The organism is Streptosporangiales bacterium, from assembly GCA_009379825.1.
Taxonomy (GTDB): domain Bacteria; phylum Actinomycetota; class Actinomycetes; order Streptosporangiales; family WHST01; genus WHST01.
This window is the reverse complement of sequence record WHTA01000056.1, coordinates 26,474-38,809: the sequence shown is the minus strand read 5'-3', so window position 1 is coordinate 38,809 and position 12,336 is coordinate 26,474. Positions and strand designations below refer to the sequence as shown.

At 71.5% G+C, this 12,336-nt stretch carries 14 protein-coding genes; 7 read left to right on the top strand and 7 right to left on the bottom strand.

Going from position 1 to position 12,336, the window contains the following annotated elements; all coding sequences use genetic code 11:
* The first annotated feature begins 144 nt into the window (after positions 1-144).
* The 4 genes from GEV07_22330 (at position 145) to GEV07_22315 (ending at position 4,519) form a co-directional block, all read left to right on the top strand.
* Complete coding sequence (locus GEV07_22330) at positions 145-1,029, top strand: ABC transporter permease subunit (GenBank protein ID MQA05341.1); 885 nt, start codon at positions 145-147, stop codon at positions 1,027-1,029.
* A 79-nt stretch (positions 1,030-1,108) separates the two neighbouring features.
* The gene (gene gcvT / locus GEV07_22325) at positions 1,109-2,215 is read left to right on the top strand and encodes a glycine cleavage system aminomethyltransferase GcvT (GenBank protein MQA05340.1); all 1,107 of its coding nucleotides are present in this window, start codon (positions 1,109-1,111) and stop codon (positions 2,213-2,215) included.
* A 322-nt stretch (positions 2,216-2,537) separates the two neighbouring features.
* Entirely contained in the window at positions 2,538-3,221 is a 684-nt protein-coding gene (locus GEV07_22320) for a helix-turn-helix domain-containing protein (GenBank protein MQA05339.1), read from the top strand.
* Between the two features lie 2 nt (positions 3,222-3,223).
* Positions 3,224-4,519, top strand: coding sequence for an MFS transporter (locus tag GEV07_22315; protein ID MQA05338.1), 1,296 nt, complete (start codon positions 3,224-3,226; stop codon positions 4,517-4,519).
* Here GEV07_22315 and GEV07_22310 read toward each other — a convergent pair.
* Both GEV07_22310 and GEV07_22305 read right to left on the bottom strand, forming a co-directional pair.
* The gene (locus GEV07_22310) at positions 4,516-5,178 is read right to left on the bottom strand and encodes a hypothetical protein (protein ID MQA05337.1); all 663 of its coding nucleotides are present in this window, start codon (positions 5,176-5,178) and stop codon (positions 4,516-4,518) included. The two genes, GEV07_22315 and GEV07_22310, sit on opposite strands and share 4 nt — an antisense overlap.
* 13 nt (positions 5,179-5,191) lie before the next feature.
* On the bottom strand, positions 5,192-6,448 hold the full coding sequence (locus tag GEV07_22305; protein ID MQA05336.1) for a hypothetical protein: 1,257 nt from the start codon (positions 6,446-6,448) through the stop codon (positions 5,192-5,194).
* A gap of 104 nt (positions 6,449-6,552) precedes the next feature.
* On the opposite strand from GEV07_22305, the gene GEV07_22300 reads away from it, so the two are divergent.
* Entirely contained in the window at positions 6,553-6,762 is a 210-nt protein-coding gene (locus GEV07_22300) for a hypothetical protein (protein ID MQA05335.1), read from the top strand.
* Between the two features lie 56 nt (positions 6,763-6,818).
* Here GEV07_22300 and fdhA read toward each other — a convergent pair whose 3' ends face one another.
* The 5 genes from fdhA to GEV07_22275 form a co-directional block, all read right to left on the bottom strand.
* Positions 6,819-8,039 carry a formaldehyde dehydrogenase, glutathione-independent gene (fdhA, locus tag GEV07_22295; GenBank protein ID MQA05334.1) on the bottom strand — a complete coding sequence of 407 codons (1,221 nt, stop codon included), beginning with the start codon at positions 8,037-8,039 and terminating at the stop codon, positions 6,819-6,821.
* 160 nt (positions 8,040-8,199) lie between these two features.
* On the bottom strand, positions 8,200-9,030 hold the full coding sequence (locus tag GEV07_22290; protein ID MQA05333.1) for a hydrolase: 831 nt from the start codon (positions 9,028-9,030) through the stop codon (positions 8,200-8,202).
* Complete coding sequence (locus GEV07_22285; GenBank protein ID MQA05332.1) at positions 9,030-10,067, bottom strand: enterochelin esterase; 1,038 nt, start codon at positions 10,065-10,067, stop codon at positions 9,030-9,032. Before GEV07_22285 ends, GEV07_22290 begins: the two co-directional genes overlap by 1 nt.
* A gap of 35 nt (positions 10,068-10,102) precedes the next feature.
* Complete coding sequence (locus GEV07_22280) at positions 10,103-10,957, bottom strand: LLM class flavin-dependent oxidoreductase (GenBank protein MQA05331.1); 855 nt, start codon at positions 10,955-10,957, stop codon at positions 10,103-10,105.
* The gene (locus GEV07_22275; protein ID MQA05330.1) at positions 10,950-11,351 is read right to left on the bottom strand and encodes a PPOX class F420-dependent oxidoreductase; all 402 of its coding nucleotides are present in this window, start codon (positions 11,349-11,351) and stop codon (positions 10,950-10,952) included. The genes GEV07_22280 and GEV07_22275 overlap by 8 nt, the downstream gene beginning before the upstream one ends.
* 97 nt (positions 11,352-11,448) lie before the next feature.
* Between GEV07_22275 and GEV07_22270 the strand changes: the two genes are divergently transcribed.
* Entirely contained in the window at positions 11,449-11,892 is a 444-nt protein-coding gene (locus GEV07_22270) for a MarR family transcriptional regulator (GenBank protein MQA05329.1), read from the top strand.
* Positions 11,873-12,325 carry a DUF86 domain-containing protein gene (locus GEV07_22265; protein MQA05328.1) on the top strand — a complete coding sequence of 151 codons (453 nt, stop codon included), beginning with the start codon at positions 11,873-11,875 and terminating at the stop codon, positions 12,323-12,325. The genes GEV07_22270 and GEV07_22265 overlap by 20 nt, the downstream gene beginning before the upstream one ends.
* Positions 12,326-12,336: the final 11 nt, after the last annotated feature.

Below are 12,336 nucleotides of genomic sequence, written 5' to 3'. Positions count from 1 at the left end.
TATCAGCGGTCGGAACAAGGTGGCGGGGCCAGCGGCCAAGCCACCAGAGCCATCGAGGGCAGCCAGCATGAAAGCCATACCGGCCCTGCCTGCACACCCCGATCATTCCGGACGACCGGAGGCACACCAGAAAGGTAGGGCGGCATGACCGCGACGACTGAGCGGGCGCCGGCGGCCAGCGAGGCACCTGCGCCGGCGCAGCCGAAGAAGGAACGGCACGTGCTCGCGAATCTCGGCATCGCCGTGATCGTGCTGTACTGCCTGATTCCGTTCTACTGGATGGTCGTCTCCGCCTTCAGGCGACCGGGCGACCAGTTCAGCAACGCTCCCATCGCGTGGCCGATCTCGATGGAGAACCTCTTCGCGGTGTTCAGCCCGTCGGTCGGTTTCTGGCGGGCGTTGCTGAACAGCTTGATCGTGGCCGGCACGACGACGCTGCTGACCCTGATCATCGGGATCACCACCGCGTACGCGCTGGCACGGTTGGACTTCAGGTTCAAGAACCTCGTGCTCGCCATCATCGTGGCGACCTCGATGTTCCCGACCATCTCGCTGATCGTGCCGCTGCTGAAGCTGTTCACCAACACCCTGGGGTGGATCAACACCTACCAGGCGATGATCCTGCCGACCCTGTCGTTCGCGCTGCCGCTCGCGGTGTTCAACCTCACCGCGTTCTTCCGAACGTTGCCGTTCGACCTGGAGCAAGCAGCGATGGTGGACGGGTGCACACCCGGCCAGGCGTTCAGGAAGATCATCATCCCGCTCGCCGCGCCCGGCGTGTTCACGACGGCCATCATCACGTTCATCATGGCGTGGAACGAGTTCATCATCGCGCTGTCGATGGTGAACGAGAACTCCATGAAGACGGCGACCGTCGCCATCGCGACGTTCACCGGGTCGACCGGCTTCGACCAGCCGTTCGGTACGCAGATGGCCGCCGGTGTGGTGGTCACCGTGCCGTTGGTGGTGGCCGTACTGGTCTTCCAGCGGCGTATCATCGCCGGTCTCACCACTGGTGGTGTGAAGTAGGACACCTGCTCGGCGCTCGCGGGGAACGTGGCCCCGTGAGCGCCGGGTGGGGCCTGCGGCTCTTGGTACGGTCGACGGCATGAGCGATCGAGCCGACCTTAAGCACTCACCCCTGCACGACTGGCACGCGGCGAACGGCGCGAAGTTCGCCGAGTTCGGCGGCTGGGAGATGCCACTGGAGTACGCCGGTGGCGGCGTGGTGAAGGAGCACACCGCCGTCCGTGAGGCGGTCGGCATCTTCGACGTCAGCCACCTGGGCAAGGCGGTCGTCCGCGGCAGCGGGGCCGCCGACTACGTCAACGGGACACTCGCGAACGACCTCGGCAAGATCGCGCCCGGCCAGGCGCAGTACACGCTGTGCTGCGACGACCCGACCGGGGGAGTGATCGACGACCTCATCGCGTATCTGCGCGGCGCCGACGAGGTGCTGTTGGTGCCCAACGCCGCGAACACGGCCGAGGTGGTGCGTCGGCTGCAGGCCGAGGCGCCCGCCGGCGTCACGGTGACCGACCAGCACGAGTCGTACGGCGTGCTGGCCGTGCAGGGCCCGCGCAGCGCCGACGTGCTGCGTGCCGTCGGCCTGCCGCACGAGCACGACTACATGTCGTTCGTGGACGCGGAGTGGCAGGGCAGCCAGGTCGTGGTGTGCCGCACGGGTTACACCGGCGAGCAGGGTTACGAGCTGCTGCCCGCGTACGCGGATGCCGCGCGGCTGTGGGACGCGCTGCTCGGCGCCGGCGCGGAGCACGGGGTGCAGGCCGCCGGCCTGGGCGCGCGCGACACCCTGCGTACCGAGATGGGCTACCCGCTGCACGGCCACGAGCTCTCCCAGGAGATCACGCCGGTGCAGGCGCGGGCCGGCTGGGCGGTCGGCTGGCAGAAGCCGGCGTTCTGGGGCAGGGACGTGCTCAGCAAGGAGCGCGCGGACGGCGCCCGCCGGTCGGTCCGCGGCCTGGAGGCGGTCGACCGCGCGATCCCGCGCCCGGAGATGACCGTCTCCCGCGACGGCGCGCCCGTCGGCACGGTCACCAGCGGCACGTTCTCGCCGACGAAGAAGGTCGGCATCGCGCTGGCGCTGCTCGACCGCGAGGTGTCCGTCGGCGACGAGGTGACCGTGGACGTACGCGGCCGCGCCGCCAGGTGCCAGGTCGTCAAGCCGCCGTTCGTCACCCCCGCCACCCGCTAGCCGCGCTCGCCGGTTCGCTGCCCTGGTAGGGCGGCGTCCGTGGGGTGCCAAGAAACCCATGCAAAGAAAGCTTGGCAAAGAGATCTTTGCAAAGTAGTCTTGGCGTCGACGGGAGGTGGCGCTGATGCGGTACGACGAACTGGTCCAGGTGCGCGCCGAGGAGCTGCGTGCGGAGGCGGCGGCGAACCGGGCAGTACGCCAGGCGCAGGCGGTGCGGCGGGCCGAGCGCAGGTACCGGAAGGCCAAGAGGCGGCTCGTCGCCGTACGCGTGCACGCGTCGTACGCGGGCTGACCGGGCACGCGGAGAGGAAGGGCGACACCGATGGTGGACCCACCCGAGGAGCAGCCGCAGAAGCTGCCGAAGGGCTTCGACCCCGAGCACGACACCCTGCTCGACGCGAAGTCGCTGCGGGGGATGGCCCACCCGCTGCGGCCGCAGATCCTCGGCCTGCTGCGGGCGGACGGGCCGTCCACCGCGACGAAGATCGCAGACCGCCTCGGGCTCAGCTCGGCGGCGACCAGCTACCACCTGCGGCAGCTCGCCGCGTACGGCTTCATCGAGGAGGACGAGGGCCGCGGCACGACCAGGGAACGGTGGTGGAAGGCGAAGCACCAGCGCACCTGGTTCGACCCGCGCATGGTGGTGCAGCGCGGCGACACCGAGGATCCTGACGCCGGCGAGACGGACGTGCTCGCCCACGACTACCTGTACGCCTCAGCCGATCTCTACGCCCAGAAGATCAAACGGTGGCTCGACCACCGCGACGCGTTGCCGGACGAGTGGCAGGACGCGAGCACCATGTCCGACAGCATGCTGCGGCTGACCCCGGCCGAGGCCGAACAGCTGCACCACGAGATGAAGCAGCTCGTGGACAGGTACCGCAACGCGAGCAGCGGTGAGCGCCCGGAGGGTGCGCGACTGGTGGCCGCGCAGTTCCAGGTCTTCCCGCATTTCTTCCCCGGCGACCAGCCGGCCGGCGATTCCGCCGACGACGGCGCCGAGTAGCGATGCCCGTCCGCCGCCGTGCGGGCCTCGCCGGTCTGCTGCCGGTGGCCGGCATCTCGGCCACCGGCAGCAAGGTGTCCGTGGTCGCGATCCCCTGGCTGGTGCTGGTAACCACCGGCAGCGCCGTACAGACCGGCCTGGTCGTGTTCGCGGAGATGCTGCCGTTCGTCGTGCTGCAGGCGTTCGCCGCGCCGTTCGTCGACCGGTTCGGCGGCCGCAGGGTGAGCGTGCTGTGCGACGCCGCGAGCGCGGCGATCCTGGTCGCGGTGCCCCTGCTGTACAGCACCGACCGGCTGCCGTTCTGGGGACTGTGCGTGCTGGTGGCGGTGCTCGGTGCGTTCCGCGGGCCGGGGGAGAACGCCAAGCACGTGCTGGTGCCGGAGACGGTCGTCGAGGCGCGGGTGCCGATGGAGCGCGGCGCCGGCCTGCTCGACGGGGTCAGTAGGGTCGGCAGCCTGGTCGGCACGCCGCTCGGTGGCGTGCTCGCCGCCACCGTCGGTGCGGTCAACGCCCTGTACATGGACGCGGCCAGCTTCGTCGTCGCGGCCGTGCTGGTGCAGTGGTTCGTCCGCCGCCGCCCGGCTGGGGACGCTGACGCGGCACGGCCGGCGCGCGTACGCGGCTACCTGCACGACCTGCGCGCCGGTCTGGCGTACACCGTGCGCGACCCGCTGCTGCGGGCCATCGCGCTGATGGTGCTCGCCACGAACCTGTTCGACCAGGCGCGGATGGCCGTGTTCATCCCGGTCTGGGTGAAGGACGCCGTGGGGTCGGCGACCGGTGTCGGGCTGATCGGCGGGGCGTTCGGCGTCGGCGCGGTGCTCGGCAACGCGCTGTTCAGCGCGGTGGCACATCGGCTACCGCGCCGGATCACCTACGCCTGTTGCTTCCTGGTCGCCGGTTCGCCGTCGTACTTCGTGCTCGCCGCCACCGACGGGTTGCCTGCGGTGCTCGTGATCTCCGCGGTGAGCGGGTTCACCGCGGGCGCGATCACCCCGTTGCTCGGCGCGGCGGAGTTCGAGCGGATCCCCGAGCACCTGCGCGCCCGCGTGCTCGGCGCCGTCGGCGCGCTGGCGTGGGCCGGCATCCCCGTCGGCGGGCTGGTTGCCGGCTGGCTGGTGTCCACGCTTGGCCTCACCACGGCGCTGCTCGCCATCGGCGGCGCGTACCTGCTTGCGACGGTGCTGCCGTTCGTGCAGCCGGCCTGGCGGCTGATGGACCGGGACCGTATCCGCGACTTGTCACCAGCTGAAGCGTTGCCGGCGAACTCTTCGACGGACGGTACGTACCGGCGCTAGCGGTTCTCCCTGCGGCGGCGCGCGGTCATCGCGACGATCAGGCCGCCCCCGATCGCCAGCCCGACGAGCACGGCGACTGCGGTGCTCGACCCGCCGCTGCCGCCGGTGTCGTCCGCGCCGTTGGTCGAGCTCGCCGCCGACGGCGTCGCGGTCTTCGTCGCCGACTCCGCACAGCCGCGCTCCGGGTAGCCGTTGATGGAGCACAGCAGCCCGTTGCTCGCGGTCCTGGTACGCGTCTCGCGGTTCAGCACGTCGAGCGACGTCGCGTCCTCGGCGACGACGACGCAGCTCGTGACCGGTCGGCTCTTCGGTGCGGACTCACCGGGTGGCGTGTCGTTGCCGGTGCCGTAGTCGAGCACCAGCGCGACCCGCTTGTAGCCGTCCTTGATCCTGGTGCCCGCGCAGACCCGGTCGAAGCTCGGCGTGCGGCGCGGTTCCGCCGCGTCCTGCTCGCTGCTCGCGGTGAACCGCCAGCCGTCCACCGAGCCATCGTCCGGCCGGTGGCTGGCCGGGCCGCTCGTCGCGTACGCCCAGCCGTCGTCGGCCAGCCGCCAGTACGACCAGTACCGGTAGCCGGCGCCGTACGCCGCGCTCGGCAGGGTGAGACACATCGCCACCGCCGCCGCGACCGCGAGCAGACCTCGCCGGCAGCGGCGCACCCCGCGGAGGAACCTACTGATCGCCCTGCTCCCCGCGTCGGCGGAGCAGGACGAGCACGCCGAGCGCCACCACGGCGCCGATCACCACGGCGGCGGTCCAGCTGCCGCTCGTCGCCGGAGTCGTCTCCCGCTCCTCGGTCGCCCGCTTCTTCGGCGCCACGGTGGTCTGTGGCGCCTCGGGCCCGGTCTCCGCGAGCCTGGTCACGGCGTCGCCGGCGACGTCCGTGGGGTCGGTGCCCGCGGCCGAGGCGGCAAGTACCAGGTTGGCGAGGCTGGCCGGCGCGTCCTCGCCGTCCGGACCCTTCGCGTACCTGCTCGCCTTCTTGGTCAGCGCCGCCATCGCCTGCTCGGACTCGTCCGCCGCGCCGAACGCGCTGAGCGCCACCACGGCGCTCGCCGTGGTACCCAGGTCCGGGCCGTCGCCCTGCAGGGCGGGCACCGTGTCGGAGTTGCTCGCCAGCACGCCGCCGAGGTAGTCGGCGGCGGCCGCGGCCGCGTCCGGCACCTCAGGGTCGGCCACGGCCGAGCCGCACGACAGCGGCTGCGGTTCGCCGCTGCCCGGCTCGGTCACCGGGTGCACCTGCCCGCTGAGCGCGAACAGCGCGGCGACCGTGGCGATGTCGTTGGCCGCCGGCTCCTCGCCGCCGCCCTTGGCCGCCTGGTACGCGAACGCGCCGCGGGTACGCCGCGGTGCGTCGCACCCCAGCTGCAGGTCGAGCAGCGCGTCGACCGGTGAGTTCTCTGCCACGGTCTCGCCGGTCGGGTCGACCTCGGCGGCCGCGAGCGCCTGGACGAACAGCGCCGTGGAGTTCGCGTCGGTCGCGCCGCCGGGGTCGTACCCGACGCCGCCGTCCTCGTTCTGCTGGTCGCGCAGCCAGCCGAGGCCCTGGTCGACCTCGGCGGAGAACCCGCCGACGCCGGCCAGCGCCTGCACGGCCAGCGCGGTGGAGTTACTGTCCTCCTTCTTCGCCGCACACTTGGTGGTCGTGTCGGCGCGGTACGGGGCCCACCCGCCGTCGGCGCACTGCTGGTCGGCCAGCCACTCGATGGCCCGCGGCGGAACCGGCTCGCCCGCGGACTGGAGCGCCAGGATGGCGAGGCTCTGCCTGAAGGTGCCGTCGAAGCCGGGGTCCTGGCTGCCGTAGAGCCCACCGTCGTCGGCTGCGTACGCGGGTGTACCCGCGAGCAGGACGGGCAGAGCGACCGCCGTCACCAGCGCTCCGCGAGCCACCGTCAGACTCCGCAACCGAAACTGGCCGATGCGCGACATTGCTCCCTTTCGCTCGTGCTGCCCGACAGCGTGTTGCCAGGGTTATCCAAGCAGCCCGGGCGGACAGCGGCGCGAGCGGTCGGCAGGTTCGTTACCCTTTCCGGATGTCCTGGCAATGGCGGTACGAAGACGAGACCGGCGCCGTCACGAAACTCGGCGACGGCTCGGACGTCGTCGAGCGCTTCCCCTCGCAGTCCGACGCCGAGACCTGGCTGGGCGAGAACTGGCGCGACCTCCTCGAGCAGGGCGTGCAACAGGTCACCCTCCTCGAGGACGGCCGCGAGGTGTACGGGCCGATGTCCCTGCAGGCCTGACGCGTAGCCGGCGCCCCGTAGACCGCGGGACGCCGGCAGCGCCTTGGACCGTACGGTCAGGCGGCGATCAGGCCGTGCGGGTCGAGGACGTACTTGTTCGCCGCGCCCTTGTCGAACTCCTGGTAGCCGCGCGGGGCCTGGTCGAGCGGGAGCACGGTGGCGTTCACCGCCTTGGCGATCTGTGCCTTGCCGTGCAGGATCGACATCATCAGGCCGCGGTGGTACTTCATCACCGGGCACTGGCCGGTGGTGAACGAGTGCGACTTCGCCCAGCCGAGGCCGATCCGGACGGACAGGCTGCCGACCTTCGCCGCATCGTCGACGCCGCCTGGGTCGCCGGTCACGTACAGGCCGGGGATGCCGAGCTGCCCCGCGGCCTTGGTGACCTCCATCACCGAGTTCAGCACCGTCGCCGGTGCCTCGTGCGCGGCGTCCTGGCCGTGGCCGCGCGCCTCGAAGCCGACGGCGTCCACCGCGGCGTCGACCTCGGGGACGCCGAGGACCTGCTCGAGCTGGTCCGGCAGCGAGGCGTCGGCGGACAGGTCGACCGTCTCGCAGCCGAAGCTGCGGGCCTGCTCCAGCCGCTGGGTGTTCATGTCACCGACGACCACCACGGCCGCGCCCAGCAGCTGCGCCGAGTGCGCCGCCGCCAGCCCGACCGGCCCCGCGCCCGCGACGTACACCGTGGACCCGGTGGTGACGCCCGCCGAGTAGCAGCCGTGGTACCCGGTGGGGAAGATGTCCGAGAGCATGGTCAGGTCGAGGATCTTCTCCATCGCCTGGTCCTTGTCGGGGAACGCCAGCAGGTTCCAGTCCGCGTACGGCACGAGCACGTACTCGGCCTGGCCGCCGACCCAGCCGCCCATGTCCACGTACCCGTACGCCGAGCCGGGGCGTTCCGGGTTCACGTTCAGGCACACGCCGGTGTGCCGTTCCTTGCAGTTGCGGCAGCGGCCGCATGCGATGTTGAACGGCACCGAGCACAGGTCGCCGGTCTTGATGAACTCGACGTCGCGGCCGGTCTCGACGACCTCGCCGGTGATCTCGTGCCCGAGCACGAGCCCGGCTGGCGCGGTGGTGCGGCCGCGCACCATGTGCTGGTCGGAGCCGCAGATGTTGGTGGCCACCACTTTGAGGATGGCACCGTGGTGCACCTGCCGCCCGACGTTGGCCGGGTTGACGCCCGGCCCGTCGCTCAGCTGGAAGGTCGGGTAGTCGATGGCCTGTACCTCGACATTGCCCGGACTGACGTACTGCACTGCCTTGTTGCTCGCCATGGTCGCCTCGCTTCGCCGATGGAGCGCGTCGTGCTCGAATCGGCGCGACGGACGAGACGCCAACGGGTGCTCGACCGTCGGCCTGCAGGCGACGCTACGCCCCCGTGGCGAGGTCTACAAGAGGTGCGACGACGGCCCGGGCCGTGGCCGCGGAACGCGGTCAACCGCCCAGGGTCGTCACCGGATAGCGCCTGTTGGTCAGCGACGGGTTGACCTTACGTACCTCCGCGATACGCGCCGGGTCGAGGAGTGCGGTGAACACGCCCTCCTGCTCGCCCAGCGAGCCGACGGTGACGCCGTGCGGGTCGACCACCATGCTGTTGCCCGCGCACACCTGTCCGCACTGCCCGGACGCCACCACGTACGAGGTGTTCTCGATTGCGCGTGCCTTCACCAGCGTGGCCCAGTGGTCCTCCTTCAGCGGGCCGCGCACCCAGGCGGCGGGCAGCACGATGACGTCGGTGCCGCGGTCGATGAGCGACCGGCTCGTCTCGGGGAACCTCAGGTCGTAGCAGGTCTGGAGCCCTACGGTCAGCCCGGGCAGCACACCGGTCAGCACCGGTGGCTCCTCGGTGCCGGCGATCAGCCGGTCGGACTCGCGGAACGCGAACGCGTCGTACAGGTGCACTTTGCGGTACGCGCCGACCAGGTCGCCGGCCGGGTCGAGCGCGACCAGCGTGTTGTAGACGCGGTCGCCGTCGCCGCTCTCGAACACCCCTGCGACGACGGTCGTGGCGTGGTCCTTGGCGAGCTTGGCGAGCTCCTGGACGAACGGGCCGTCGAGCGGCTCGGCGTGCGGTGCCAGCTGGTCACCTGCGGGGCCGAACTCGCGCATCGCCGCCTCGGGCAGCACGACCATGGCCGGCGCCGAGTCGGAGCCGAGGGTCGTGCGCAGCTGGTCGAACAGCCGCTGGACCGTCGCGAGGTTCTCGTCCTTGTCGGAGCCGGCGGCGAACTGCATGACGGCGACCTTCGTCTGGCTGGTACTCATCAAGACCCTTTCGGTGACAGTGCGTTGGCGAGGTGGCGCAGGGAGAGCGGGTAGCGGTACTCGATGCCGCCGTGGCCGGCGTCGAACAGCTCGAAGGCGATGCGGTCGTCGGGGACGCCGATGTCGAGCAGCGCCTGCCGGAACGCCTCGGCGCCGATGTCGAGGTTCCACTCGTCCTCGGTGCCGCCGTCGACCCAGAACGCGCGGAGCGAGCGCAGCGCCTCCGCGTACCGCGGCACCATGCGCACCGGGTCCCAGTCGAGCCAGCGCTGCCACAGCTCCTGGTCGAGCACGCCGGTGCGGGGGTGGAACGGCAACTGCGGTCGGCCGTCCGCGCCTGCGGAGAACGCCGCGGTGCACCCGAGGGTCATCAGCAGTGTCTCGTCGCCGTCCTTGGTGAACGCGACCCGCTGGTTGAAGTCCTTCCACCACCGGTCGATGTCGCCGTCGTAGTCACGCAGCAGCCGCACGCACCTGGAGAACTCGGGCAGGTAGAGGTACTCGTACAGCGCGTCGCCTGCGTGCGTGGCGAGGCCGCCGAACAGGTCAGGGCGCAGCATCGGCGTGATCATGGCGCCGAAGCCGCCGGACGACTTGCCCATGATGCCGCGGTGCGTCGCGGCGTCCAGGGTGCGGTAGTGCACGTCGATGTAAGGCACGATCTCGTCGCAGAGGTACGTGTGGTACCTGCCGGTGCCTGGGGAGTCGACGAACTGGCTGCCGCCGTACGCGGTCCACGCGTCCACGTAGACGACGACCACCGGCGGTGTGTCGCCGTCGGCGAACAGCTCGTCGACCAGTTCGGGGAACGGCTTGCGGAACGCCTTGCGGTTGGTCCACGAGGTGAGGAACCCGGTGTAGCCCTGGAGCACGTAGACGCTCGGGTAGTGCCGGTCGGGCCGGTCCGCGTAGCCGGGTGGCGTGTACACCCACAGCGGCCGTTCGTGCGGGTCGCCGAGCGGGTTGCTGCGCAGCACGTCGCTGCTGACGACGTGCTCGTGGAGCGTGCCCGCCCACTGCGCCGACCACGGCTGCATCCGGCCCGTCCCTTCGAAGGATTCTCCGGTCGACCTTAACCGGAGCGCTCTTTGGCGACCAGCTCCCTGACCCTGGCCGCGGTGTCACCCGCGAACCTACGGACGGCCGTCTCGTCGTCGGTGAGCAACAGGAACGTGCTCGTGCCGTAGAGCAGCGCCAGGTCCGCGAGCTGCTCGGGCGCCAGCTCGTCGCCGAGGTTGAGCAGTCGCAGGACGTCCCGCGGCTCCCGCCCGGCAGCCGCGGCGGCCTCGTCGATGACGGCGTTGCCGTCCGCCAGCCGGTCCGGGTGCTCGAGGTACGGCAGCGACGGCAGCCAGCCGTCGGCCAGTCGCCCGGTCAGGCGCAGCATCCGCGGCCGGTACGCGCCGAGCCAGATGCCGATGTCGTGTGCCGGCCGCGGGCCGCGCTTCGCGCCGTGCATCCGGTAGTGCTTGCCGTCGACGCGCACGCTGCCGCGGCTGTCGGTGTCCCAGCTGGCGCGGATGATCTGGACGGCCTCGTCGAGCGCCTCGATCGCCTCGCCGGGGGAGCGGCGCGGCCCGCCCATCGCCTCGATCGCGTCCCAGAACGCGCCGGTGCCGAGGCCGAGCTCGAACCGGCCGCCGCTGAGCAGGTCCAGGCTGGCGGCACTGCGCGCGAGCACCGCGGGCTGGCGCAGCGGCACCGGGTGCACGTTGCCGGCCAGGTGCACGGTGTCGGTGGCGGCGGCGAGGTAGCTCAGCAGCGTCCAGGTGTCGAGGTACGCGGGCTGGTACGGGTGGTCCTGGAACGTGACCAGGTCGGCGCCGCTGCGCTCGGCGAGCTGGGCGAGCGCAGCGGTGCGGCCTGGGTCCGCCGCCGCGGGCACCAGGTTGATGCCGAAGCGCAGGTCGTGTCCGTAGTCAGGCATTGGTGGTCTCCTCGACGTCGCGGGCGTGGTAGCTGGCCTCGACGGTGTCGGCCGGGGTGAGGCCCCAGCTGACGATCCGCTGCGGGTGGATGCGGATGACGACGCGCCCGCCGCTGACCGCCTCGGCGCGGCCGCGGATCTCCACGCCGCGCGGCCGCCACGGCGGCAGCACGTCGTCGACGACGAGCGCGGCCAGGCCGGTGCGCTGCACATCGCGGAACTTCTTCGAGCCGCCGAAGTTGTGGCCGCCGATCTCTATGGTGCGGCCGTCCGGCCGCAGCGACCAGCCGACGGGGGACAGGTGCGGCATGCCGTCGCGCCCGACGGTGGCCAGCCGTGCGAGCAGCTGGTTGCCGCGCAGGTACTCGAGCTCGGCGGCGGTGAACACGTCCATCAGGAACCCTGTCCCTCCGATGTAGTTCGCAATACCAACTAAAATAGTTCGCGTCACGAACGACCGTCAACTAGACTTCTGCGCGGGAGGTGCTGCCATGACCACGTCCACGCCGGTGCGGTCCCCGGCGCAGCTGGCGGATGCGTTGGTACGGCTGACGCACCTCGTCCAGCACGTGTTCGCCGACGCCAGCAGGCGGCACGACATGACACCGCAGCATGCGCAGCTGCTCTGCCTGCTGACCGAGCGGCCGCTCGGCATGTCCGAGCTCTGCCGGCTGCTCCACCTGGAGAAGTCGAGCGTCACCGGGCTCGTCGACCGGGTGCAGCGCCGCGGATTGGTGGCGCGGGCCAGGGACGAGGACGACCGGCGCGCCTGCCGGGTGCAGCTGACCGACGAGGGCAGCCGGCTCGCCGACCGGGCGCACGCCTCGGTCGCCGCGCGGCTGGACGAGCTCGCCGCCGACCTCTCGGCCGCCGACCGCGCCCACCTGGCCGACGCGCTGACCCGAGTGGTCGCCGCTGCACCGGACGATCACTGACGCCGTGCCTGGCGAGCCGATCGACGAGATCCGGGTGCTGTGGCGGCTGCGTAGCGTCACGCACGACATCGCGCTGCTGCGCGAGGAGGCGGGGGCAGCCAAGGAGCGCCGCAGCGACCCGATCTGGCTGCGCGGGGTGAGCTACGCGTTCGTCACGGCGGTCGGGTCGTGTGCCGACGTGGCACAGCACCTCTGCGCCGTCGAGCAGTGGGGGCCGCCGGCGGACGACGGTGCCGCCTTCGAGCTGCTCGGTGTGCGCGGCGTGCTGCCCGAGCCGGTGGCCACCGCGATGGGCGGGGCCGCGCAGCTGCGGGACGACCTCGTGCGGCAGCAGGTCGACGTCGACCATGCGCTGCTCGACCGGCTCCTCGACACTCACCCCGTGGAGTCGTGCGTGGCCGCCGTCGCGGAGTTCGTCGAGCAGCGGTACTGAACGGAGGGTGC